We start from the raw sequence: 23,834 nt of genomic DNA, 5'->3' as shown, positions 1-23,834 counted from the left end.
GAGGCCGTCACCGAGGTGGCGCGAATGCGGCTCACCCAGTGTGGTCGGGCGCGCCGCGAGTGGTTCGGCCTTCTCCTCGACCTGGCGGTACTGGCGGGCGGGCAGCATCGTGAACCACTGCTCGACCTCCGGCTCGAGCTCGATGCTGTAGTTCGCGTCGGCGTCCACGGGACGAAGCCAGGGCGGCGCCCGAGCACGGGTGCGGCGTTCGCGCGGCGTTCATGCGAACGGGCGGGGGGGGGGGCGGGGGGGGGGGGGGGCCCCCCCCCCCGGGGGGGGGGGGGGGGGGGGGGGGGGGTGGTGCCGCCCGCCGGGGGGGGGGCGGCCCGGGGGGGGCGCCCCCCCCCCCCCGCCCGTTCGGTGGCGTGACCTTGGTCAGTCGTTCTTGTGCAGGTCGGCGTTCAGGGAGCCCCAGGACTCGGTGCGCCAGATGCCCTCGACCGCGCCCGACTGGGAGTTGCGGCGCAGGAGGAGGCCGTCGCGGCCGGAGAGTTCGGCGGCCTTGACGACGGTGCCGTCCTGGAGGGTGACGCGGGTGCCGGCGGTGACGTAGAGGCCGGCCTCGACGATGCAGTCGTCGCCGAGCGAGATGCCGATGCCCGCGTTGGCGCCCAGGAGGCAGCGTTCGCCGACGGAGATGACCTGCTTGCCGCCGCCCGACAGGGTGCCCATGATCGAGGAGCCGCCGCCGACGTCGCTGTGGTCGCCGACCACGACGCCCGCGCTGATGCGGCCTTCCACCATGGAGGCGCCGAGCGTGCCGGCGTTGAAGTTGCAGAAGCCCTCGTGCATGACCGTCGTGCCCGACGCCAGGTGCGCGCCGAGGCGGACCCGGGTGGTGTCGGCGATGCGGACGCCCGACGGGATCACGTACTCGGTCATGCGCGGGAACTTGTCCACGCCCGCGACCTCGAACGGCACGCGCGCGGCACGCGCCCGCAGCCGGGCGGCGGCGACGCCGTCGACCGGGACCGGTCCGAGGTTGGTCCACGCGACGTTGGCCAGCAGCCCGAACACGCCGTCGAGGTTCGCGCCGTGCGGGCGGACCAGGCGGTGGCTGAGCAGGTGCAGCCGCAGGTAGGAGTCGTGGGCGTCGACCGGGGCGTCGGCGAGCGAGCCGATCACGGTGCGGACGGCGACCACCTCGACGCCGCGCAGCTCGTCGGCGCCGAGCCCGGCGGCCACGTCGGCACCGAGCGCCGCGACGGCCTCGTCGGCGGTCAGGCGCACGGTTTCGGCCTTGTCGCCGCCGTCGGTGAGCGCGGGGGCCGGGTACCAGGTGTCCAGCACGGTGCCGTCGGCCGCGAGCGTGGCCAGGCCGGCCGCGACGGCTCCGGCGGTCGGGGAAGCGGGGGAGGAAGACGTGTCGATCACGCCGCCTACGTTACCGGGCGCCTCCCGCAGCCCCCCGGTGCGGCGGCCCGCGGCGGCCCGCGTCTGCCGCGGGCGGCCGGATACCGACGCCTTGGCGGGTATCCGACCCCAATCAGGGGTCTTTGGGCGGCAAAGAGTAGAGGGGTTCCTCCACTGCGCCGCACGTCCCGGTCCGGCAGGCTGGCACCCACGAGCGCTCGTACGCTCGCGCGGCCGCGCGCCCACCGAGGGGGGACGGCGGTGCGGCCGCTGGGGGGTGGCCGGACGGGTCCGCTGCCACGGGTGGGCCCGATCCGGCGCGAGGACGCCGGGAGCGGAGGTGTCGTCTGGCAGCGGACTCGTCGGTCGGACGGGCCGGTCGGGCGTGCCGGGCACGCGCCCGCCCCCGCCGCGACACACCGGAGCGCCGCCGCACACGACCGAGCACAACGGATCCCCGCGGATCCCCACAGGTTCCCCACGGATCCCCACGGAACAGCACGGTCCCGCCGGGCCGCGCCGCACGCCGCGGCGCACCGGCCTCCGAGACCCGCGTGCGGCACCACCCTGGCGGGGGTGGCGGCTCCCGGCCGACGCCGCACGCGGGTCGGAGCCCGACACGGCGCGTCCGGCCTGCTCGTCGGCCGCGCCGCAGTTCGTCCCGTAGAACGACGTCCGCGACCCCGTCCGCAGGAGCCCTCATGGCACTGACCTCTCGCCTGCCCCCGCTCCCCACGGCGCGACCCGCGCGCGGGCCGGCCGCCCGCTGGGTGTCCGACCCGGTCGTCGTGCCGGGCGGCGACGGCCACGACGGCTACGACCTGCGGGACTTCTTCCTCGACATCCGGCTCGCGGCGAACGGCTCCTTCCGCGGCGTGCACACCGCGTACCTGATCGACGCGAAGCCCGCCGACGACCCCGGCGACGCCGCACGGTTCCGGTACCGCCGCTCGCACGTGCTGCTCGGCTACGCGTACGGCCGCCTCGACCTGCCGCACGGGACCGGGTCGATCACCATCGAGGGCTACGGCAGCAGCCCCGTCACCGTCGCCCTGGACCGGCTGGGACGCGGCATGACGCTGCGCCTCAGCCGCTCGGTGATCACCTACCGCCCCGTGCTCTACTCGCGGGCGGTGCTGACCCGGGCGCCGTGAACCCGGCCGCCTCCAGGCAGTCGGCCAGCCCCGCCCGGTCGGTGCCGAGCTTGGCGTAGACCGCCGTCAGGTGCTTCTGCACGGTGCCGACGCGCACCGCCAGGTGCCGGGCCACCGCCGCGTTCGACAGGCCGCCGACCACCAGTTCGGCGGTCTGGCGTTCGCGCACGGTCAGCGCCTCCACGCCCGTCCGGTACGCGCGCCGCGGCCGCCCGCCGGCCGCGATGAGCTCCGCCCGCGCCCGCGCCGCCAACGCCTCGGCCCCGCACCGCACCGCCGCCTCCAGACCCGCGCCGAGCTGCAGCCGCGCCTCCGTGATCCGCTTCGCGCGCCGCAGCGCCGCACCGTATTCCACGAGCGAGAGCGCGTGTTCGAACCGGGCCGGCGAGTCCGCGAGCCAGCGCACCGACTCGCCGAGCTTCGCCAGGCCCTCCGCGCCGCCGATGACCTGCCCGGCGGCGCGCAGCGCCTGCCCGAGCGCGGACGGCGCGCCGAACACGTACGCCTGTCCCACGGCCCGGTTCGCGACCCTTCGCGCCGCCGCCGGATCCGTCGGCAGCAGCGCGTGCGCGAGGTACGGCCGCCACGGGCACCACGCCGGGTTCGTCGACCCGCGCGCGTCCAGCCCCGTCCCCGCCGCGGTCAGGTCCTCCACCGCGGCCGCGTACTCGTGCCGCGCCAGGTGCAGTTCCCCGCACACCACCTGCGGCACCGGGAACACGACGGCCTGCGGGAAGGGTTCGCCGTAGCCGTACCGGTCGGCGAGCTCCTGGGCCTCGTCCAGCCGCCCGACCGCCATGAGGACCTGCATGAGGGTGCCGACCGCGTACCAGCGCGCGGGCGCGTCCGGCCCGAGCCGGTCGGCGTACTCCAGCCCGACGCGGGCGCCCGCCTCCGCCTCCGCGAGCCGCCCCTGCCGGTAGCGGATGTGCGCCAGCAGCGTGTGCCCGAACGCCAGGTGCGTGCCGCGCCAGCCGCGCGCCTCCAGCTCGGCGATGCCGTCGAGGAAGCACGCCTCCGCCCGCTCGGGCTGGTCGCAGTACAGGAACGCGAGCGCGGTCAGCACCGGGACCTCGAAGCCCCAGTCCTCGTCGACCCAGCTCAACGGAGGGTTCATGGCGCGCTCGGCGTACGCGATGACCTGCACCGCCGGGTCGCCGCGCACCACCCCGTACCAGGCGCGCATGCCCAGCAGCGCGCGCTCGGTGGTGTCGGAGCCCGCCAGCCGCCCCGCGAGCGACCGCAGCCGGCGCGCCCGCGCGTGCGCCTCGCCGTCGTCGACCCAGAAGAGCGCCCACAGGAAGTGCTCCGCCTGCAGCCGCAGCCGGCCGCGCGAGACCTTCGTGGCGCGGGCCTCCGCGTCGAGCAGCCGCACCGCCTCGGCCATCCGGTCGTCGTGCGCCAGCGCCTTGGCGAGCCGCAGCACGATGGCCTGCCGGAACGGCCGTTCGGGGTGCGTGCCCGCGAGCGCCGAGTACAGGTGGTCGATCGCGGCGCGCGGATCGTGCACGAACGCGGTCAGCCCGAGCTCGTACAGCACCGCCGTGCGCTCCTCCCCGAACGGCGGCTCCTCCAAAGCCCGCAGCAGGTTGCGGTACGCGGCGTCGGGGGCACCCGCGCGCGCGTCCTGCCGCGCGGCGGCCCGCAGCCGGTCGACCACCCACGGGTCCCCGGACGGGTAGGTGGCCAGCAGGTGCGCGGCGGCCTGCGCCTCGTCGTGGCCGTCCCCGATGAGCAGACGCGCGGCGCGGGCGTGCAGCGCGCCGCGGGCCTGCGGCGGTATTCGCCGGTACACCTCGGTCGCGATGGTCGGGTGCGCGAAGTCGAGCTGCTCGCCCGACCCGAACACCCTTACCGCGCGCAGCCGGTCGGCCGGACCGACGGCCGCGTCGGCGTCCAGCCCGGCGAGCGCCGCGGCCCGCCCCAGCGTCGCGTCGGCGCCGAGCACCGCCACCGCGCGGGCGATCCCCACCGCGGCGCTGCCGGTGCGCTCCAGGCGGGCGATCATGCCGCGGCCGACGATCGCCGCCGCGAGCGTGTCCAGGTGGCGGGCGTTCGCCGCGGTCGGCTTCAGCTCGCGGTCCACCACCTCGCCCAGCAACTGGCCCACCACATAAGGGTTTCCGTCGGTCGCGGCATGGCAGGTACGGCAGAACACCTCGTCCGAGCACGCCCCCAGCCGCTGCCGCACCATCGCCGAGACCGCCGGCGGCGACAGCGGCGACAGGTCGCGCCGGTGGATGCCCGGCAGCCCCGCCAGCTCGCCGAGCAGGTCCGCGTTCGGCGTCGGCTCCTCCGGACGGCGCGTCACCACCATCAGCACCGGCGTCGCCTCGATCGTGCGCGCGAACGACTCCAGCCACGTCAGCGACTCGCGGTCCGCCCAGTGCGCGTCGTCGACCAGCACCACCATCCGGCCGCGCCGCTGCCCGAGACCGGCCATCAGCCAGTCCAGCGCGTCCCGCACCCCCTGCGGATCGGGCGCCGCGCCGTCACCGCCCTCGCCGTCCGGCGCCGGCGCGGGCGGCGCCAGGCCCACCGCCGGAGCCACCAAATCCCACCAGCCGCCCAGCAGGTCGTGCCGCTCCGTCTCGCCGCACGCCACCAGCAGCCGCCGGAACAACTGCCGCACCACGTGGAACGCGCGGCCCTGCTCGCGCTCGCCGCCCTTGGCGTGCAGCACCGTCGTGCCGTACGTCGCCGCGATCCGCCGCGTCGCGTCCACCAGCGACGTCTTGCCGAGCCCCGCCGCGCCCTCGAACATCAGCAGCCCGCCGCGCCCGCCGCCGTCCGAGCCCACCGGGCCCGACAGCCCCCGGACCAGCGTGTGCACCATCGACAGCTCGCGCACCCGCTCGAACAACTGCTCGGGCCCCGGATCGTGGGCGGCGGCCGCCGCGGCGCTCACGGTATCGGCCCGTAGCCCGCGGGACCCGACCCCACCACGGGCGGAAGCTCGCCCATGTCCACCAGTTCGGCGCGCGCCGCGTCGGCGAGCGCGTCCGCGCCGCACTCCACGGCGACCGTCAGCCCCTCGAACAGCGGGTCCACCGCGTCCCGGTCGCCGAACTCGCGGCGCAGCAGGATGCCGTACTCGACCAGCGTCACCGCGTACTCGTAGCGCGCGTCGGAGTGTTCGAGCCACATCAGCGCGTCCTCGATCTTCGCCAGCCCCTTCTGCCCGCCCTCCAGACGGCCCGTCACGCGCAACGCCTGCCCCATCGCGGACGGCGCGCCGAACCGGTACGCGCGGCGCAGCGCCTCGCACGCCTGCTCGTACGCGGTCTCCGGGTCGTACGCCGACAACGCCTTCGCGAGGTTCACCCGCCACGGACACCACGCCGGATTGGCCACACCGCGCCCCTCCAGCTTCTCCCCGGCCGCCGCCAGGTCCGCCGCCGCCTCCGCGGGCATCCCGGCGGCCAGCCGCAGTTCGCCGCTCACCGCGCGCGGATCCGGGAACACGACCGCGTTCGGGAACGGCTCGGTGAACTCGTGCTCCTCCGCGAGCCGCACCGCCTCACGCACCCGCCCGCGCGCCAGCAGCACCTGGATCAGCGTGCCGATCGGATACCAGCGCGCGGGCGCAAGCGGACCCAGGCGCAACGCCAGCCGCAGCCCGATCCGGCAGTCCTCCTCGGCGAGCAGCAGCTTGCCCTGCCGGTAGCGCACCAGGCTGCGCATCGAGTGCGCGTACGACAGGTGCGTGCCGCGCCAGCCGTGCGAACGCAGCTCCGCGATACCGGCGGTGAACAGCTGCTCGGCGCGGTCGTTGCGGTCGCAGTACATGTACGTCAGCGCGAGCAGGCTGGGGATCTCGAAGCCCCAGTCCTCGTCGGTCCACGTCAGGCCCGGTCCCCACGCCTGGTCGGCGCTCGCCAGCACCTGCACCATCGGGTCGCCCCGCACCACCCCGTACCAGGCGCGCAGCGCCAGCAGGCAGCGCTCGGTGCGGTTGTTGCCCTCCAGGCGGACGACGAGGTTCTTCAGGCGCCGCGAACGCGTGTGGTAGTCTGGGTCGTCGACCCAGAACACCGCCCACAGGAAGTGCTCAACCTGGAGCCGCAGCCGCGTGCTGGACGCGTTCGCGGCGGCCGCCTCCTGGTCGAGGAGTTCGACCGCCGCCTGGATCTGGTCGGTGTAGCCGAGCGCGCGGGCGAGCTGCAGCACGATCGACTCGCGCAGCACCCGGTCCGCGGCGTCGTCGGCCAGCGCCGCGCGCAGGTGCATGATCGCGTCGGACGGCGAGCTGACGAACGACGCGCGGCCCAACTCGTAGCGCACCGCGGCCCGGTCGTCGCGCTGCGGCGGTTCGCGCAGGGCGCGCTGCAGGTAGCGCAGCGCGGAGTCCGGCGCACCGGCCCTCTTGTCCTGGTCGGCCGCGGTGCGCAACTGCTCGACGACCCAGGCGTCTCCGCACGGCTCGGTGACCAGAAGGTGCACGGCGGCCGACCGCGCGTCGCGGCCGTCCTGCACGAGCAGGCGGGCGGCGCGGGCGTGCAGCGCACTGCGGGCGCTGGGCTGGATCCACTGGTAGACGGCGGTCGCGATGAGCGGGTGCAGGAACCCGAGGGTGTCCTGGTCGACGAGGATCGCGGCGGCGCGCAGCCGGTCGGCTATCACCCCGACCTTGGGGACGTCCACGCCCGCGAGTTCGGCGACCCGCACCGGGGTCGCGTCGCTGCCGAGCACGGCGATCGCGCGGGCCACCTCGATCGTGCAGTCGCCCATGCGCTCCAGACGCGCGGCCAGCTTCGGGCCGATCGTCGCGGCCGCGATCGCGGCGAGCTCGGACGCGTTCGACCCGACCGGCGCGAGCCGGCGCCGGCGCAGTTCGCCGACCATCGCCCACAGCACGAACGGGCTGCCGTCGGTGACTTCATGGCAGCGGGCGTTGAACACGTCGTCGCCGCGCACCCCGAGACCGACCTCGACGACCCGGGTCACCGCGGCGGGCGACAGCGTGCCCAGGTGGACGGTGCGGGTGCGGTCGAGCGTCGACATCTCGCGCAGCAACTCGTCGACGTCGGTGGACTCCTCGCTGCGCCGGCCGACCACGAGGAGGACCGGCAGCTGGTCGAGGTTGCGGGCGAAGTTGACCAGCCACTCCAGGGATTCGGCGTCCGCCCACTGCACGTCGTCGACGACCATGACGATCGGGCCGCGGTGCCGGGTCAGGCCGGTCATCAGCCAGTCGAGCGCGTCGCGGACACCGAGCGGGTCCGGGGTGGAGCCCGCGGTGGCCGGGCACAGGCCGAGCGCGGGCGCGATGATGTCGTACCAGTCGCCGAGCAGCGCGGCGCGTTCGTCGCCGGTGCAGCCGGCCAGCAGGTTGAAGAACAGCTGCTTGACGACGGAGAAGGATCGGGCCTGTTCGCGCTCGCCGCCGCGCGAGTGCAGCACCGTGCAGTGGTGTTCGACGGCGATCCGGCGGACCTGGTCGAGCATGGTCGTCTTGCCGTAGCCCGCCAGGCCCTCGACGATCAGCAGCTCGCCGGAGACCGGCCCGGTGGGGTGCGGGACGGGCGGCGCAGCGTGCCGGCCTTTGCTGACGGTGTGGTTCGCGACGCCGACCCCGACACCCGCGCCGAGCCCGGCCGCGGTACCGCCGCCGTCGGGCAGGCCGTCGGGGAATCCGCCGGAGCGTGCGCGGGCGTGCCGGCACAGGTTCTCGACGACGGCGCGGACCAGCGCGAGCTCGCCGTCGCGCTCCAGCAACGGGGCCTGGGTGAGCAGGGGTTCGGAGCCGTCCCAGTGGACCACCTCGACGGAACCCGGCCCCTGTCCGTTGACCATGCGGGGATCCACGCCGGCCGCCACCCCGGACCCCGCGCCCTCCAGCGCGGAGCCCACAGCGGACCCCGCGACCGGGCCTACGACGGCGTTCCCGCCGGAGGCCGCGCCCGACCCGGCGCCGAGCACGTCGACACCGTGCGCGCCATTGGCACGCCGGGCAAGCGCTCCCAGCGCGCGGCCAGGCGGCGGCACGTCCGCCGACACCTCGGCGGGCAGCGGGGTCCCGGATCCCCGCGAACCGTTCGCTTCTGCCATCACGGCACCTTCCCCACGAGGGTGCACGCGCCGCCCGATGGCGGTCGGTCGGACGCGTTTGCAGGATCCATCCTGGCGCATGAGGGTCACCCGATGTGCCCGCCTTAACACAGAAGTCCTCATTGAATGCGGCGATACGGTCCACCGACCGACCCGACCCGGTCGTTGGCGCCGCTCACAACCGTCAGCCGGCGGGCGGTCCGCGTCAGCCTTCGGACAGACCCGGTCGAGGTCCGCGAACCCGCGTCCGGGATTTCCGCGGTTGTCGCCCAAACCGACCGGGAATGACCGCAACCGATAGTGAGCCTCTACAACCTTCGGCCTTGACTCCTCGTCAAGTCCCGCTTCCAATGGGCGTTCATCGCAGGTACGGCTGAGGAGGAGAGGCGTGGCCCCCGGGTCCCATCCGTACCGCGGCGTCGCGATCGCGGGCGTGCACAACACCGCGCAGGCCCGCGCCCTGCCCGGCCACACCTCGCTGTCCATCACCGTCGACGCCGTCCACGGCGCCCTCGCCGACGCCGGACTCACCCTCGACGACGTCGACGGCGTCAGCGCCGCCGACCTGTCCGCCCGGCTCATCCACGACCTGAGGGTCGGCCCCGCCTGGCGCGGCACGCAGTACGGCCTCGGCATGATCGCCGAAGCCGCCGCCGCGATCGCCGCCGGCATGTGCGACGTCGCCGTCGTCGCGTCCGGCGAAGCCGGCGTCTACACCGAACGCGCCGCCACCGCCCCCTGGACCCGCCCCGAGAACGAGTTCGTCATCCCCTGGGGCCTGTTCACCGCCGCCGAGTTCGCCCTCATCGCACGCCGCCACATGATCGAGTACGGCACCACGGAAGACCAGTTGGCCGTCGTCGCCGCGACCATCCGCAACAACGGCCACGTCAACCCCGACGCCGTCTACCACGGCCGCGGCCCCTACACCCCCGCCGACATCCGCGCGTCCCGCCCCATCGCCGACCCCTTCCGGCTGCTCGACTGCGCCATCACCTCCGAAGGCGGCTGCGCCCTCGTCCTCACCGCCGCCGACCGCGCCCCCGACCTGCCCCACGCCCCCGTGTACCTGCTCGGCATGGCGTCCGACTGCCTCGGCCCCGCCTACCAGCACCCGCCCGCCTACGACCTCGCCGGGCGGCGCGCCGGACAACCCTCCGCAGGGCTCGTCGGACAACGCGCCGCCGACCGCGCGTTCCGCACCGCCGGACTCAGCCGCGCCGACGTCGACGTCCTCGAGCTGTACGACCCCTTCTCCTTCGAAGTCATCAGACAGCTCGAGGCGTTCGGGTTCTGCGCCCCCGGCGAGGGCGGCCCCTTCGTCGCCGACGGCCACATCGCGCCGGACGGCAACCACCCCGTGACCACCGACGGCGGACTGCTGTCGTACAGCCACGCGGGGTCCAACCCGCAGATGCTGCAGCGCGCCATCCGGGCCGTCCAACAGGTGCGCGGCACGTGCGCCTCGACCCAGATCCCCGGCGCCCGCGTCGCGCTGGCCAGCGCCGGCGGCTCCGGCGCACTGTTCAGCCAGGTCGCGCTGTTCGGAACGGAAAGGCCGTGACAACCGTGCTCGCACCCCAGACCGGCATACCGCTCAACCCGGTCACCCCGCTCAGCGCCCCCTTCTGGGACGGCTGCGCGGACGGCGAACTCCGGTACCAGCGGTGCACCGACTGCGGCACCGCCAACTTCACGCCGACCGACCTATGCCGCGGCTGCACGTCGCGCGGCCTCGAATGGCGGGTCAGCGCCGGGCTCGGCACCGTCTACAGCTGGACCGTCGTCCACAGACCCGTCACCCCCGCGTTCACCACGCCCTACGCCGTCGCCATCGTCGACCTCGACGAGGGCTACCGCATGCTGACCAACCTCATCGGCATCGACGCCGACGCGGTACGCGAGGGCCTGCGCGTCCGCGTCGACCACCACGGGGTGGGCGGCGAACGCGTCCTGCCTTACTTCCGACCGCAGTTCGCGCCGCCGACGACGGGCGACTGAGGTCTGAGGCCTGAGGCCTGAGGTCTGAGGCCTGAGGTCTGAGGCCCGAGGCCTGAGCCCGCCCGCCACCCGCACCTCCCGCAACCGAGCCGCCCGCGGCGCCGACTGGAGGCTGATCGCGTGACACCCCCCGCACCGCTGTCCGGCCTGACGGTCCTCGAACTGTCCACCGGCGTCCCCGGCGGCTACTGCGCCAAACTGCTGCGCGACGCGGGCGCCTACGTCGTCAAGGCCGAACCGTCCGGCGGCGACCCGCTGCGGCGCGGCCGCGACGGCGAGTTCGACGGCACCCCCGCGCCCGGCCTCACCGAGGCCGACGCGCCCCTGTTCCGGTACCTCGCGGTCGGCAAGCACCTGGTGCCGCTGCCTGACGGCGACGGCGACGGCGACGGCGACGATGTACGACGGGCCGTGGCCGACCTGGCCGCCGGCGCGGACGTGCTCGTCGAGGACGGTCGGCTCCCGGACCCGGACCTCGCCGCGCTGCGCGCCCGGAACCCCGGGCTGGTCGTCGTCTCCCTCACCCCGTACGGACGCGATACCGAACCCCTCGGACCCGCCACCGAGTTCACGTTGCAGGCCCGCTGCGGATCGACCGGCGGACGCGGCCTCGCGGGCACCACGCCGCTCCAAGCGGGCGGACATATAGGGGAGTGGGTGACCGGCGGATACGCCGCCGTCGCCGCACTGGCCGCCGCCCTCGCCGCCCGCCGCACCGGACACGGCGACCACGCCGACGTGTCCATGCTCGAATGCATGGCCTCGACCATGCAGACCTACGGGTCCGTCACGGCCTCGCTGTTCCGCGCCGCCGGAACCCCGTTCGCCGGCGGCCGCACCCTGGAGATCCCCTCCATCGAACCCACCGCCGACGGCTGGGTCGGGTTCTGCCTCGGCACCGGACAGCAGCTCCAGGACTTCCTGCTCATGATCGAGCGGCCCGACCTCATCGACGACCCCCGCTTCGCCACCATGGGCGAACGCGCCCGGCACCGCAACGAGTTCCTCGGCTACGTACGCGAATGGACGACCAAGCAGCGCACCGCGGACGTCGTCGCGCTCGCCGGGGCGCTGCGGATACCCGTCGCCGACGTCGGCACGCCCTCCACGCTCACCGGCATGGACCACTTCGTCGCCCGCGGCGTGTTCGTACCCAACCCGGTCGGCGGATTCGCGCAACCCCGCGTGCCGTATCGGATCGGCGGGTTCACAGGCGTGCCGTTCGACGCCGCGCCGTCGCGAAAACCGCGTGTGGACACCGTTCACAGGCAACCTCCGTCCGGGACGTCACCGGAACTACCGCTCGCAGGACTCCGCGTCCTCGACCTCACCGCGTTCTGGGCCGGCCCCAGCGCGACACTGACGCTCGCCGCGCTCGGCGCCGACGTCCTCAAGGTCGAGTCGCCGAAACGCCCCGACGGCATGCGGTTCGCGTCCGCCCGCAAACCCGGCGAACCCCAGTGGTGGGAATGGGGCATGGTCTACTTCGGCGCCAACCCCCAAAAGCGCGCCGTCACCCTCGACCTCGCCACACCCGAGGGCCACGACCTCGTCCTGCGGCTCGCCGAACGCGCCGACGTCGTCATCGAGAACTTCTCCCCGCGCGTCCTCGACAACCTCGGTCTGACCTGGCACACCCTCCACGAACGCAACGAGCGCCTGGTGCTGCTGCGCATGCCGGCCTTCGGCCTCGACGGGCCGTGGCGCGACCGCACCGGGTTCGCGCAGACCATGGAGCAGATCTCCGGCATGGCGTGGGCCACCGGCGCCGCCGACGGGCCGCCGCTCATCCCGCGCGGGCCGTGCGACCCCAACGCCGGGACCCACGCCGTGTTCGCGCTGCTCGCCGCGCTCGCCGAACGCGACCGCACCGGAGTGGGGACGATGGTCGAGGCCACGATGGTCGAAGCCACCCTCAACATCGCGGCGGAAGCGCTCGTGACGTGGACCGCGACTGGCCGCGAGACCCGCCGCGCGGGCAACCGCGGGCCCGGCGCGGCGCCCCAGGGCGTCTACCGGTGCGCGGGCGACGACACATGGCTCGCGCTCGCCGTCGAGACGGACACCCACTGGGCGGCCCTCGTCGAACTGCTCGACGTCGCCCTGCCCTGGTCCGGGACGGAAAACCACGCCGAACGCCGGGCGGCCGAGGACCCGATCGACGCGGCCCTCGCGGCCTGCTTCGCGACCCGCGACGCGGGCGCCCTGGAAGGCCAGTTGCGCGGCGCGGGCATCCCCGCCGCGGTCGTCGTCCCGCCCGCAGGCATAGCCGACGACCCACAGCTGGCCCGACGGGGCTTCCTCACCGAGGTCACCCACCCCGTAACCGGCCCCCACCGCGTCCCCGGCCTCCCGTTCCGCCTCGCCTCCGCCCCAGGCCCCTGGCTCACCCGCGCCGCACCGACGCTAGGCGAGCACAACACAGAGGTCCTGTGCGGCGAACTGGGCCTGTCGGAGGAAGACCTGGCCGCACTGGAGGCGAAGGGAATAGTGGGAACAACCCCAGGCTGACCCACGGGGCAGGCCTCTCCCGTCAGCCGGCGGCTCGTGCCGGCTCCCTCGCCTCCGCCTCGCGGTGGGTGCGGTCTGGCGGGGCCGTCGTGGTGAAGCGGTCCGGGGCGAAGACCGACGCCGGGACCAGGGGGTCCGTGCTGGCGCCCTCGCACATCAGGTCGGCGACGAGCGCGCCCGCCGCCGGGGGGAGCGCGAGGCTGTGGCCGCCGAAGCCGGCTGCGACGAAGAGGCCGTCCGGGCCTGCCGCGCCGACTGCGGGGACCCCGTCCGGGGTCGTGTGGTGCCGGACCGCGTACGACGCCACGAACGCCGCGTCCGGGCAGCCCGGGAACCGTGCCGCGAAGCGCCGTACGGCCCGTTCGGTCTCGGCGTCCCCGGCTCGCTCCACCGCGGGCTCGGGGCCGATGCCGTACGGGGGTTCGCCCGCGGGTCCGGCGCCGCGCGGGCCGCGGCCGACCAGTAGCAGGGGGCCGTCGGCGGACACGTACTGCGGCGTCACCAGGTCCGAGAACACCGGCGTCGGCACACGCGTCGGGAGCGGCGTCGCCGGGTCGACCGCGACCACCGGCTCGCGCAGCGCGCGCAGCGGCAGCCGCACCCCCAGCGCCCCGACCAGCCCGGCGGTGTCCGGGCCCGCCGCCACCAGCACCGTCCCGGCCGTGACCACCTGCCCGTCGGCCAGCCGCACCCCGGTCACCCGGTCGCCGCCCCGGTTGGTCGCCAGTGCGACCGCCACCACGCCCTGCCGGATCCGCGCGCCCGCCCGTACCGCCGCGCGCGCGAACGCGTGGCGGGTGCGCGCCGGGTCACCTGAGCCGCCGCGCGCCTCGTACGCGAACGCCGCCACGTCCCGCAGGTCGGCCGTCGGCAGCAGCGCCGTCGCGTCCTCGCGCCGCACCAGTTCGACGTCCACGCCCAGCGCGTGCCGCGCCGCGACCTCGGCGGCGAGCGCCCGGACCCGCTCGGGCCCGACTCCCACCACGTGCCCGGTCCGGCGGAACCCCGGGTCGGAGCCCAGCGCTTCGGGCGCGTCCTCGAGCAGCCGCAGCCCCGACCACGCCAGTGCCGCGAGGGCCGGCAGCGGGTGGTGGCAGTGCACCGTCGTGCCGACCGCGCCGAATCCACCGAGCCCGCCGGGCGTCGCGAACGCGGCCGGGTCGGGCCCGCCGACGCCGCCGCGTTCGACCACGAGCACGTCGGTCACCCCGCGCAGGGCCAGCGCGTGGGCCGCCGCGACCCCGGCGAGCCCGCCGCCGACGATGACGACGTCGACGACCGCGCCGCGTCGCACCGGCGCGGGCACGCGTGGCCGCAGCGTCCACGGATAGGACGGCGATGGTGGGGGAGCGGGCGGGACGGCCGTCATGGGCGGGACCTCCGGGAGACATCGTCGGCTGACGCGAAGGACGTGACAGTGCCAGTAGACATTCCGGGCGTTTCACACAGTAGGACAGTGAGTAACGGAAGTGTTACGGATAGTGGCGAAAGAGTGACAGTCGTTCCCCTGGAAGTCGCATGCTCCGGCGGCTACCGTCGCCGGGCCGCCAACCACGCCGAGGGGACAGGACACCACCACATGGACGCAGCCGCGCTCGTCGACGAGTTCATCGCCGCCTGGGGTCGGCTCGACCCGGACGAACTCGCCGGCTACTTCGCCGAGGACGCCACCTACCACAACATCCCGATCATGCCGGTGACCGGACGCCAGGAGGTCCGCGACTTCATCGCCGGCTTCGTCGGCCCCTTCACCGGCGCCCACTTCACCGTCCACCACCAGGCCGTCAACGGCGACACCGTGCTCAACGAGCGCACCGACACCTTCACCTTCGCCAACGGCAACACCCTCGACATCCAGGTCATGGGCGTCTTCGAACTGCGCGACGGCAAGATCCAGAACTGGCGCGACTACTTCGACCTCGCCGCCGTCACCGAGGCACTCGCCAAGAACGCCTGAAACGAGGGAAGTTCAGCAGCGCGCGACGGCGCCGGCACGCGACGATGGACCCGTGGGGCACACCCGCCCCGGGAGAGCACGCGCACGCCGGAAGGGGGCGGCGATGGCTCGATGTCCGATCTGCGGGGCCGGCGCCGAAGCGGAGCCCGCCTTAGAACCACACACCGCCGCGGGCCCCGGAGAACACCTGTGGTGCCGGGGCGAGACCTGCGGAGCCCGCACCGACAGCCTCCCCACCCACGTCGAACACGGCGTACAGGCATGGTTCGCGCGCCGCGAGGTCCTCACCCGCGAAGGCCGTTCCGTCACCGTGCCGCTGATGGTGCGCAACGCCGGACGGCACACCGACGAGTACCGGCCGGTCGTCCCCGAGGAGTTCACCGCCCCCGACGCCGAGGTCCAGGTCGCCGTGTCGGCCGCCGGACGGCGCGGGCGCGACCCCGCGCCGCCGCTGCGCCTGGCTCCCGGCGAGACCGGCGCGTGGGACGTGACGTGCACCGTCCCGCGCCGCCCCGACCCGGTCGGCACACTGCTCGGGCTCGGCGACACCCTCGGCCTGCCCGGCGCCGCCGCCGTGGGGCGGACGCGCGAAACGGCGCACCTCGTCGAACGGCACCTCGTACGGCTCGGCGCGGTCTCCGTCGCCCGCCCCGAGACCGCCGCGCGGGGCGAACTCACCGTCATCGTCGCCGCGAAGCCGGAACGCGAGGACGACGCCCCGCGGCAGGCCGACCCGGCCCGATCGGCCCATCCGAACGGGCAGGCCCACCCGGGGCACCCGGTCGGCCGGCCCTACCCGGCCCACCCCGTCCACCCGGCCCAGCCGGTGCGCCGGACCCACCCGGTCCGCCGGACCCGCCCGGGCCGGCGGAACGGCGGCCGCGCGGTGCGCCGGGTGGCGGCCACGGTGTTCGTCGTCCTCGGGATCATCGCCGCGGCCGTCGCGGTCTCCGAAGAACGCGCCGCCCGGCACCGCGCCGACGCCGACAAGCGCGGCGGCTCCGCGGCGAGCCAGGACCCGTGGACCTATGACGACGCCGCCGACAAGCAGGGCCCGGGGACCGAACCGGGCGACACCGGCCCGGGCCAGGCCACACCGACCCGTTCGCGGAACCCCGGCACGCCGTCCACGCGTAACCCGGCACCCGGCGCGACGCAGGGGACGCAGGACGCGCGGCGTCCCGGCGCCGGCGCGCCCGACCCGAACGGAGGCAAGGCGTCGCCGCCCCCCGGCCAGGCACCCGTCGCCCGGAACCCGACCCGGTCGCCCGCCGCACAGGCCGGCCCGGCCGGCGGCCAGGTCACCCTGGTCCCGGCGCCCGTACAGGTGCAGCCGCAGAACCAGGAGCCGACGTTCGGCGGAACCGGCAAGGCGCCGCCGCCGCCTCCCGCCCCTCCGCCTCCGGTCAGGACCTGGCAGCTGGGCGTCCACCTCGCGGCGGGCTCGTGGGCCGGCACCGCGATCACGGTCACCGTCGACGGCGTCCCGCAGGCGACGTGCAACGGGCCCAACGCGAACTGCCCCTACACCGTCAAGGACGGGAGCAGCGTCACCCTGCGTGCCAGGGACTACGTGTACACGTGGGGCGTGCCCGGCTGCACCACCGAGATCAACACGCACGCGCCGTGCTCCTTCACGATGCGGCAGGACGTGCCGGTCAACGTGAACGTCCGGACCGACCCGGGCTGATCCGGCGCACGACGCGGGACGCGGGATGCGGGACGCGAAACGGCCGGGGCGGGGCCCGGGGGTGGGTGCCCCCCCCGCCGGGGGGGGGGGGGGGGGCGCCCCCCCCCCGGGGGGGGGGGCCCCGGGGGGGGGGCCCCCCCCCGGCCGTCGTGCGTGCGGTGGGTCAGTGCATGCCGTGCACGACCGCGTGGCCCTTGCCCGCCGAGATCAGCGCCTTGTTGACCGGCGTCGTCACCAGGAACGCCAGGATCAGCGCCGCCACCAGCGAGCCCCAGAACAGCGCGTCGCCGAGGCCCGCGTCCATCGCGCCCGGGTAGAACATCATGAAGCCGTTGTCGATGATCTCCATGACGACGATCGAGACCGTGTCGGCGGCCAGCGCGATCTTGACCATGCCGCCGAGCCCGAGGCCCGCGCCGCGGATGCCCCACAGGGTCAGGCCGTAGCCGAAGACGAACGCCAGCACGATCGACAGCACGATGGTGCTGCCGTTGCCCATGCCCGCTCCGGTGCCGATCACCAGGCCGAGGACCTCGCCGATGGCGCAGCCGGTGAGGCAGTGCAGCGTCGCGAGCGCGGCCATCTTCCAGGTGGCGGGGCCGTGGTGGCCGTGGTGGTCGCCGTGCCCCGCGTGCGCGCTGTGGTCGGCGTGCGCCGCGTGCGCGGCGTGGTCGTGCCCCGCGTGCGCGCTGTGCGCGGCGTGCTCGGAGTGCTCGCCGTGCGTCGAGTGGTCGCGTCCGGCATGCCCCGCGTGCGCCACGTGGTCGGCGTGGTCCCCGTGCCCCGCGTGGTGCTCGCCGTGTCTCGCGTGCGCGTCGTGGTCACCATGCCCCGCGTGTTCGGAATGTTCCGCGTGGGTCGTGTGTTCGTGGTGCCCTGCGTGGGCGTCGTGCGCCTCATGGCCCGCGTGCCCGGCGTGGTCGCCGTGCCCGGCGTGCGCCGCGTGGTCGTGGTTCCCGTGGTCGTGCGCGCCGTGGTCGTGGTCGTGCCCGTCGTGCCGGTTGCCGTGCTGCGTGCGCTGCGTCGTGTCGCTCATGGTCCCGCCCCTTGGTCTTTCCGCGCCGGTCCGCCCGATACCCCTGGGGGGTATCTCCGTCGGCATTGAAGATAGCGCCGTCGACCAAGATCGTCAAGTACCCCCCGGGGGTTTCGCGCGGAGTGTCCTTGCCCCGGCTTGGTACCGTGTGCCGGGCCCGCCGGGGTGCGGGACAGGCCACGGCGGAACGGTGGGGACGGGCGGCATGACAGCGGTCGACGGCGGCGAAACCGACACGGCGTTCCCGGGCGGCGGCGCGAGCCCCTCGCCGCCGACCGACCGGGTCGTCGGTGTCCTGGAGCTCCTCGCGAGCCGGCCCGCGCAGGCGTTCAGCCTCAGCGACATCGCGCGGGCGCTCGGCATGAGCAAGGCGACCTGCCACGCCGTCACCTCCAGCCTGGCCAACGCCGACTACCTGATCCGCAACCCCGCCGACAAGACCTTCACGCTCGGGCCCGCGCTCGTCGCCGCCGGGCGGGCCGCCGAGGCGTCGTACCCCGCCGTGCACCTCGCGCAGGCCGAGGCGGGCGCGCTCGCCGACGAGCTCGGCATGGTCGCCACCGCGGCGGTCCGCAGCGAGGGCCACCTGGTGGTCGTCGCGCACGCCGGAGGCCCCGGCCCCGACCCGGGCGCGGTACGGATCGGCCGGCGCATCCCGCTCGCCCCGCCGTTCGGCGCGGTCTTCGTGGCCTGGGCCGACGACGCCGTCATCGACGACTGGGCGGCCCGCACCGACAGCACGGCCCCGCGCGACCCGCTGCTGGCGGCCCTGGCCGCGATCCGCGGGCGCGGCTACAGCGTCGAGCGCCTGACGACCGCCGGCGTACGCCTGCGCCACGCGCTCGCCGAGCTCAGCGACGACCCCCTCGCCGAAGGCCTGCAGCCGATGGTCGCGGCGCTGCTGGCCGAGCTGCGTCAGGCCGAGTACCTGCCCGGCGACCTGGACGGATCAGGCCGGTTCCCGGTGAGCGCGATGAGCGCGCCGGTGTTCGGCCCGGACGGCGCGACGCAGATGAACCTGTCCGTGCAGCCGCACCGCGAGATGACGGCCCGCGAGATCGAACGCGCCGGACGGCGGCTGCTGAAGGGCTGCGCGCGCATCGCCCAGGCCGTCGGCGGCGCCGGGAGACATCCGTCTACCGAGTGACCCGGCCCACCGGCCTGCCCGCCGCCATCCGCGGCCGGCCTGCGGCATCATTGCGGTCAATCCGGGTAACACTCGGATTCCGGACCGATCGCGGGCCGGGGCGAGGATGCGGAGGTTCCCGCGATGAACACCACTTCGATCGCCGCGCTGGTCACTGCCGTCGCGGGGCTGTCCGCGTGTGCGTGGGCCTTCCTCCGCGGGCCGCGGCAGGACCGGATGACCTCGTGCGTCCTCGCGGCGATCGTGGTGTGCCTGTCCCTCGTCCTGCTGTCGATCGGACAGGGCCGGCTCGCCGCGCTGGACGCGGCACTGGTCATAGGGGCGCTCGGGCCGCTCGTCACCATCCTGGTGGCGGTGCGCGGCCGGGGTCTGGGTCCCGGCCGCGGGCGGCACGCGCGCTGAGCGGGCCCGCGTACGCCGGGGGAGGGTCAGCCGGTACCGGGCCGGCGCAGGTAGAAGCCGACGCATATCCACACGGCGGCGGCGGTCGTCGCGAGCGTCGCCAGGACGAGGGCGACGGCGACGAAGTACATCGTGCCCGCGGTCAGCAGGGCGGAGAACACCACGGTCAGGACGACGGCGAGCGCCCATATGCGGCGCCGGTCCCCGGTGTGGTCCACGGCACGGCCCGACACGCGCTCGTCGGAGTGGTCTGAGGGGTCTGCGGCGGGGCGCTCCGCGCCGCGGTCGACGGGGTGCCCGTGCGCGGCGCGTTCCCCGGCCGCCGCGTCCGCCTCCCCGGGGACACCGCCGTCCGCGGTCCCGGCAGGCGGGTCGATCGCGCGGCGGCGCAGCGCCTTGCGGCTCGGCCGGGGAGCGCGCATGCGGCGCAGCGCCCGGTCCAGGTCCCGGTCCTTGCGCAGCTCGCCCTCGATCTGTTCGAGCGCCCGCCGTTCGGCGGGTGTCAGGCGGACGTCATCCATGCCGATCGCCCCCTCATGCCTTCGTCGCATGCGTGCCGACCGGGCTCGCGAACGGATGGGCGGCGCGGCCGCGCGGCCGGCGGCACCACCCGGGGCGGACCGCCGTGCGCGAGCGCCGTCGTCCACGACGGCCGTACCTTCAGATTCCCCGAAGGGCCGCGGGCGACACCTCACCGGTAGTGTGGCGCGACATGGCCGACCGAACCACTCCAGAGATCCCCGCCGAGCTCCAGGATCTGCGGGACAGCATCGACAACATCGACGCCGCACTGGTCCACCTGCTCGCGGAGCGGTTCAAGTGCACCAAGCGGGTCGGCGTCCTCAAGGCGACGCACGACCTGCCGCCCGCCGACCCGGGCCGCGAGGCGGTGCAGATCCGGCGGCTGCGCGCGCTGGCCACCAGCGCCAAGCTCGACCCGGACTTCGCCGAGAAGTTCCTGAACTTCCTGATCGCCGAGGTCATCCACCACCACGAGGCCGCACGCGCCTGAACGGGTTGCCCGTTCGAAGGCCCCGACACCGCGTCGAACACCTGACGGGTCGTCATGGTTCGCCGGTGCCCGGGGTATTCCGGCATCCGGGCGAATTGGTGATCGTCCCGTTGCCCCGGCGGGGGGTCCCGCGTTGATGACAGTGGAACTGCGGTTCCACCGTCATTCGAACGATGGGAAGCTCTCAAGTGAACCAGTTCGCCAAGAAGACCGTGGTGACGGCTGCCATGGTCGGCAGCGTCTTCGCCATGGGCGGTCAGGCGTACGCCTCGTCCTCCGCGGACGGCGCGGCCGTGGACTCTCCGGGTGTTCTGTCCGGCAACCTCGTTCAGGTTCCGGTGCACATTCCGGTGAACCTGTGCGGCAACAGCGTCAACGTCATCGCTGCGCTCAACCCGACCTTCGGCAACACCTGCGTGAACGCCGAGGGCCCGATGAAGCCGCCGCCGCCGATGACCCCGCCGCACCACGAGCCGCCGCACCACAACCCGCCGGCGTGCCCCCCGGACGAGAAGCCCCCGGTGAAGCCGCCGCACCACGAGCCGCCGGCGTGCCCCCCGCACGACGAGAAGCCGCCGGTGAAGCCGCCGCACCACGAGCCGCCCGTCACCCCGCCGCACCACGAGCCGCCGGCGTGCGCCCCCAAGGACCACGACGACAAGTGGCAGGGCCACGAGGACAAGTGGAAGGGCCACGAGGAGGACTGCGACTGCCCCGAGGTCACCGTCCTGCACGAGACGGCTGACGAGGTGCAGGTCTGATCCGCGCGTAGCCGCAGCACCAGGGCCCCGGCCCCCGCCGTTTCGTTCGGCGGGAGCCGGGGCCCTGGTCCGTGCCGAGCCGGTCCCTCGTGAAGGGGAGCCGGACCCCGCGGCCTGTGAACGCTGTTTTCAGCCGTGCGGCCGCGGCGCCACGGCGCGGCGACGTGTCAGCCGCGCCCGCCGCGCACGAGAGTGCCGGGCAGCGCCCCGGTGTGCTCGCCCTCGCGGAACGTGACCTGGCCGGCGACGGCCGTGGCGACGTACCCGTCGGCGCGCTGGACCAGCCGGGGGCAGTCGCCCGGCAGGTCGTACACCACCTCCGGCGGGTGGGCGCGCAGCCGGTCCAGGTCGATCACGTTGAGGTCGGCGCGCAGGCCCGGGGCGATGCGGCCGCGGTCGCGCAGCCCGTACAGCGCGGCGGTGTCGGACGTCATCTTGCGGACGGCGAGTTCGAGCGGCAGCTTCGCGCCGCGGCTGCGGTCGCGCGTCCAGTGCGTGAGCATCGTCGTCGTCATGCTGGCGTCGCAGATCGTCGCGCAGTGCGCGCCCGCGTCGCCCAGGCCGAACACCGAGCGCGGGTGCAGCAGCATCTCCCGCACGGGCTCCAGGCTGCCGGCCGCGTAGTTGAGGATCGGGATCATGAACATGCGGCGGCCGTCGGCCTCGAGCATGAGGTCGTACAGCACGGCGTCGGCGGGACGGCCTTCACGGGCGGCGCGCGCGGCGACGCTGTCCTCGTAGGCGGGCTCGTAGTCGACCTCGTCACCGGAGATCGGGACGACCCGGTCGCCGAACGCGCTCAGCAGCGAGGCCTTGGGCGCGCTCTCGGACAGGATCGCCGCGCGCACGTCCGGGTCGCGCAGCCGGGCGACCCGCTCGGGCAGCGGCAGCGAGGCGAGCGCGTCGAAGGTGGGGCGGCCGCGCAGCGGGTGGTACGTCGTCTCCAGGCTGAACAGCAGGCCGGTGGCGCGCCCGGCGACCTGCATCCACACGTCGGCCCCGGCGTCGGCCGCGGCCTGGGTCTCGGCGAGCAGCCCGCGGTACAGGTCGGGGGAGGCGTTGGACTGCGTCATCCCGTACGCGACCGGCCGGCCGATCGCCGCCGAGAGCCGCCGCATCCACGCCACCTCGCGCGAGGGCGCCAGGTCGTCCTCGCCCGCGACCCCCGCCGGGGCGACCTCGAACACGCCGTGCCCGGCGGCCTTGAGCGCGGCGCCGATGCCGAACAGCTCGTCCTCGGCGGCGAACGTCCCGGGCACCGGCTCGCCGTCCACCGCCCGGTGCATGATCGTCCGCGATGTGGTGAAGCCGAGCGCGCCGGCGTCCATGGCCTCGCGCACGATCGCGGCCATCGCGGCGATGTCGTCGGGCGAGGCCGGCTCGTTGCGGGCGCCGCGCTCACCCATCACGTAGGTGCGGACCGGGCCGTGCGATATCTGGGTGCCGACGTCCATCACCAGGCGGCGCGTCGCCAGGAAGTCCAGGTACTCGGGGAACGACTCCCAGTGCCAGCGCATGCCCTCGTGGAGCGCCGTGCCGGGGATGTCCTCGACGCCCTCCATCAGCTCGATCAGCCGGCGCCGCTCGTCGGGACGGCACGGCGCGAACCCGACGCCGCAGTTGCCGGTGACGACGGTGGTGACGCCGTGCCAGCACGCCGGCGTGAGCAGGTCGTCCCACGTCACCTGGCCGTCGAAGTGGGTGTGGATGTCCACCCAGCCCGGCGTGACCAGCGCGCCGTCCGCGTCGATCTCGGTCCGCGCCGCGCCGATCTCGGACCGGTCGCCCACCGCGACGACGCGGCCGTCCGCGACCGCCACGTCCGCCGTCCGCGCCGCCGCCCCCGTGCCGTCCACCACGGTGCCGCCGCGGATCACCAGGTCGTGCATGGGCCCTCCCGCCACTCCGAGTGCTGTTCTGATGAAACCTCATTAACCGCTGGTCGCAGTGAAGCAGGACACCCGCGCGAAGTCGACGGAAACCAGCCCCCGATCACGCCCCCGATCGCGCTCCCGCGCGCCGGGAAGCACAGGCCGCACCCCGCGGTTAATCCCCACGGCACGACACCCAGGCCGGTAGGGTTTCGAGAGGAGTACGCACCGTAGTGGGACGGCAGGGAGAACACATGACGCAGGCAGCGTCCCCCGACGTGGTGATGGTCGAGCTCGTCGACGCCGACGGCAACACGATCGGCGTCGCCGAGAAACTCGCGGCACACCAGCCGCCCGGCCAACTCCACCGCGCCTTCTCCGTGTTCCTCCTCGGAGAAGCCGACGGGCCGGACGCGGGCAGCGTCCTCATGCAGCGCCGCGCCCTCACCAAGTACCACTCGCCCGGCGTGTGGTCCAACACCTGCTGCAGCCACCCCTACCCCGGCGAACCCCCCGCCGACGCCGTCGCCCGCCGCGTCGGCGAGGAACTCGGCGTCAAGCCCTCCGTGTTGCGGCCCGCCGGCCAGGTCACCTACGACGTCACCGACGACGTGTCCGGCCTGGTGGAGAAGGAGTACAACCACCTCTTCGTCGGACGCGTCGGCAGCGCCCTCGCCCTCAACCCCGACGAGGTCGGCGAGGTCGCCTACGTGCCCCTCGGCGAACTCGACGCCTGGCTCGCCGAACGCACGCACAGCGCCTGGCTCGGCGCCGTCCTCGGCACCGCCCGGGCAGCGCTCGAGGAACTCGCCCAAGAACGCTGACGCGAGACCTTGGCGCCTGCCGCCTGCCGCTGCCTGCCGTGCGCGGGCGGCGACCGACCCCACG

The 23,834-nt window shown here is 74.8% G+C and carries 18 protein-coding genes; 11 read left to right on the top strand and 7 right to left on the bottom strand.

The window, feature by feature from the left end; all coding sequences use genetic code 11:
* Positions 1-375: 375 nt before the first annotated feature.
* Complete coding sequence (gene dapD / locus QI554_RS07860) at positions 376-1,371, bottom strand: 2,3,4,5-tetrahydropyridine-2,6-dicarboxylate N-succinyltransferase (RefSeq protein ID WP_281467451.1); 996 nt, start codon at positions 1,369-1,371, stop codon at positions 376-378.
* Between the two features lie 683 nt (positions 1,372-2,054).
* Between dapD and QI554_RS07855 the strand changes: the two genes are divergently transcribed.
* Positions 2,055-2,507: a hypothetical protein gene (locus tag QI554_RS07855; RefSeq protein WP_281467363.1), complete on the top strand. Its 453-nt coding sequence runs from the start codon at positions 2,055-2,057 to the stop codon at positions 2,505-2,507.
* On the opposite strand, the gene QI554_RS07850 is transcribed toward QI554_RS07855, so the two are convergent.
* Both QI554_RS07850 and QI554_RS07845 read right to left on the bottom strand, forming a co-directional pair.
* Entirely contained in the window at positions 2,455-5,415 is a 2,961-nt protein-coding gene (locus QI554_RS07850; RefSeq protein ID WP_281467361.1) for an AAA family ATPase, read from the bottom strand. The genes QI554_RS07855 and QI554_RS07850 overlap by 53 nt on opposite strands.
* Positions 5,412-8,558: an ATP-binding protein gene (locus QI554_RS07845; protein WP_281467359.1), complete on the bottom strand. Its 3,147-nt coding sequence runs from the start codon at positions 8,556-8,558 to the stop codon at positions 5,412-5,414. Before QI554_RS07845 ends, QI554_RS07850 begins: the two co-directional genes overlap by 4 nt.
* A gap of 388 nt (positions 8,559-8,946) precedes the next feature.
* Between QI554_RS07845 and QI554_RS07840 the strand changes: the two genes are divergently transcribed.
* The 3 genes from QI554_RS07840 to QI554_RS07830 all read left to right on the top strand — a co-directional run bounded on the left by QI554_RS07840 (position 8,947) and on the right by QI554_RS07830 (position 13,070).
* A complete protein-coding gene (locus QI554_RS07840; RefSeq protein ID WP_281467357.1) occupies positions 8,947-10,122 on the top strand; it encodes a thiolase family protein in 1,176 nt (391 codons plus the stop codon).
* Entirely contained in the window at positions 10,119-10,559 is a 441-nt protein-coding gene (locus QI554_RS07835) for a Zn-ribbon domain-containing OB-fold protein (protein WP_281467355.1), read from the top strand. The genes QI554_RS07840 and QI554_RS07835 overlap by 4 nt, the downstream gene beginning before the upstream one ends.
* Before the next feature lie 120 nt (positions 10,560-10,679).
* Positions 10,680-13,070 carry a CaiB/BaiF CoA-transferase family protein gene (locus QI554_RS07830; RefSeq protein WP_281467354.1) on the top strand — a complete coding sequence of 797 codons (2,391 nt, stop codon included), beginning with the start codon at positions 10,680-10,682 and terminating at the stop codon, positions 13,068-13,070.
* Between the two features lie 22 nt (positions 13,071-13,092).
* On the opposite strand, the gene QI554_RS07825 is transcribed toward QI554_RS07830, so the two are convergent.
* Complete coding sequence (locus QI554_RS07825) at positions 13,093-14,439, bottom strand: NAD(P)/FAD-dependent oxidoreductase (RefSeq protein ID WP_281467352.1); 1,347 nt, start codon at positions 14,437-14,439, stop codon at positions 13,093-13,095.
* A gap of 210 nt (positions 14,440-14,649) precedes the next feature.
* On the opposite strand from QI554_RS07825, the gene QI554_RS07820 reads away from it, so the two are divergent.
* Both QI554_RS07820 and QI554_RS07815 read left to right on the top strand, forming a co-directional pair.
* Positions 14,650-15,027 (top strand): SgcJ/EcaC family oxidoreductase, encoded by a 378-nt coding sequence (locus QI554_RS07820; RefSeq protein WP_281467350.1) that lies wholly within the window; start codon positions 14,650-14,652, stop codon positions 15,025-15,027.
* 103 nt (positions 15,028-15,130) lie between these two features.
* The gene (locus QI554_RS07815) at positions 15,131-16,717 is read left to right on the top strand and encodes a hypothetical protein (RefSeq protein ID WP_281467348.1); all 1,587 of its coding nucleotides are present in this window, start codon (positions 15,131-15,133) and stop codon (positions 16,715-16,717) included.
* A gap of 163 nt (positions 16,718-16,880) precedes the next feature.
* Here QI554_RS07815 and QI554_RS07810 read toward each other — a convergent pair whose 3' ends face one another.
* A complete protein-coding gene (locus tag QI554_RS07810) occupies positions 16,881-17,477 on the bottom strand; it encodes a DUF4396 domain-containing protein (protein ID WP_281467449.1) in 597 nt (198 codons plus the stop codon).
* A 481-nt stretch (positions 17,478-17,958) separates the two neighbouring features.
* Between QI554_RS07810 and QI554_RS07805 the strand changes: the two genes are divergently transcribed.
* The gene (locus QI554_RS07805) at positions 17,959-18,900 is read left to right on the top strand and encodes an IclR family transcriptional regulator (protein WP_281467346.1); all 942 of its coding nucleotides are present in this window, start codon (positions 17,959-17,961) and stop codon (positions 18,898-18,900) included.
* 123 nt (positions 18,901-19,023) lie between these two features.
* A complete protein-coding gene (locus QI554_RS07800; protein ID WP_281467344.1) occupies positions 19,024-19,302 on the top strand; it encodes a hypothetical protein in 279 nt (92 codons plus the stop codon).
* A 26-nt stretch (positions 19,303-19,328) separates the two neighbouring features.
* Here the strand turns inward: QI554_RS07800 and QI554_RS07795 are convergent, their stop codons facing one another.
* Positions 19,329-19,823, bottom strand: a complete 495-nt coding sequence (locus QI554_RS07795) for a hypothetical protein (RefSeq protein ID WP_281467342.1) — start codon at positions 19,821-19,823, stop codon at positions 19,329-19,331.
* A gap of 191 nt (positions 19,824-20,014) precedes the next feature.
* On the opposite strand from QI554_RS07795, the gene QI554_RS07790 reads away from it, so the two are divergent.
* Positions 20,015-20,314: a chorismate mutase gene (locus QI554_RS07790; RefSeq protein WP_281467340.1), complete on the top strand. Its 300-nt coding sequence runs from the start codon at positions 20,015-20,017 to the stop codon at positions 20,312-20,314.
* A gap of 173 nt (positions 20,315-20,487) precedes the next feature.
* A complete protein-coding gene (locus QI554_RS07785; protein WP_281467338.1) occupies positions 20,488-21,075 on the top strand; it encodes a chaplin in 588 nt (195 codons plus the stop codon).
* A gap of 167 nt (positions 21,076-21,242) precedes the next feature.
* Here QI554_RS07785 and QI554_RS07780 read toward each other — a convergent pair whose 3' ends face one another.
* Positions 21,243-22,964, bottom strand: a complete 1,722-nt coding sequence (locus tag QI554_RS07780) for an N-acyl-D-amino-acid deacylase family protein (protein ID WP_281467336.1) — start codon at positions 22,962-22,964, stop codon at positions 21,243-21,245.
* A gap of 236 nt (positions 22,965-23,200) precedes the next feature.
* Between QI554_RS07780 and idi the strand changes: the two genes are divergently transcribed.
* Positions 23,201-23,770 (top strand): isopentenyl-diphosphate Delta-isomerase, encoded by a 570-nt coding sequence (gene idi, locus QI554_RS07775; RefSeq protein ID WP_281467334.1) that lies wholly within the window; start codon positions 23,201-23,203, stop codon positions 23,768-23,770.
* Positions 23,771-23,834 lie beyond the last annotated feature (64 nt).

This window comes from Yinghuangia seranimata (assembly GCF_029953285.1).
Lineage (GTDB): Bacteria > Actinomycetota > Actinomycetes > Streptomycetales > Streptomycetaceae > Yinghuangia > Yinghuangia seranimata.
The sequence above is the reverse complement of the archived record's forward strand: the minus strand, read 5'-3'. Positions and strand labels throughout refer to the sequence as shown.

Bases quoted from the DNA above. Each gene is read 5' to 3' on its own strand.
- QI554_RS07800 (WP_281467344.1), top strand. From the start codon at position 19,024: ATGAACACCACTTCGATCGCCGCGCTGGTCACTGCCGTCGCGGGGCTG.
- QI554_RS07795 (WP_281467342.1), bottom strand. From the start codon at position 19,823: ATGGATGACGTCCGCCTGACACCCGCCGAACGGCGGGCGCTCGAACAG.
- QI554_RS07820 (WP_281467350.1), top strand. From the start codon at position 14,650: ATGGACGCAGCCGCGCTCGTCGACGAGTTCATCGCCGCCTGGGGTCGG.
- QI554_RS07805 (WP_281467346.1), top strand. From the start codon at position 17,959: ATGACAGCGGTCGACGGCGGCGAAACCGACACGGCGTTCCCGGGCGGC.
- idi (WP_281467334.1), top strand. From the start codon at position 23,201: ATGACGCAGGCAGCGTCCCCCGACGTGGTGATGGTCGAGCTCGTCGAC.
- QI554_RS07790 (WP_281467340.1), top strand. From the start codon at position 20,015: ATGGCCGACCGAACCACTCCAGAGATCCCCGCCGAGCTCCAGGATCTG.
- QI554_RS07845 (WP_281467359.1), bottom strand. From the start codon at position 8,558: ATGGCAGAAGCGAACGGTTCGCGGGGATCCGGGACCCCGCTGCCCGCC.
- QI554_RS07855 (WP_281467363.1), top strand. From the start codon at position 2,055: ATGGCACTGACCTCTCGCCTGCCCCCGCTCCCCACGGCGCGACCCGCG.
- QI554_RS07780 (WP_281467336.1), bottom strand. From the start codon at position 22,964: ATGCACGACCTGGTGATCCGCGGCGGCACCGTGGTGGACGGCACGGGG.
- QI554_RS07815 (WP_281467348.1), top strand. From the start codon at position 15,131: ATGGCTCGATGTCCGATCTGCGGGGCCGGCGCCGAAGCGGAGCCCGCC.
- QI554_RS07785 (WP_281467338.1), top strand. From the start codon at position 20,488: ATGGGAAGCTCTCAAGTGAACCAGTTCGCCAAGAAGACCGTGGTGACG.
- QI554_RS07825 (WP_281467352.1), bottom strand. From the start codon at position 14,439: ATGACGGCCGTCCCGCCCGCTCCCCCACCATCGCCGTCCTATCCGTGG.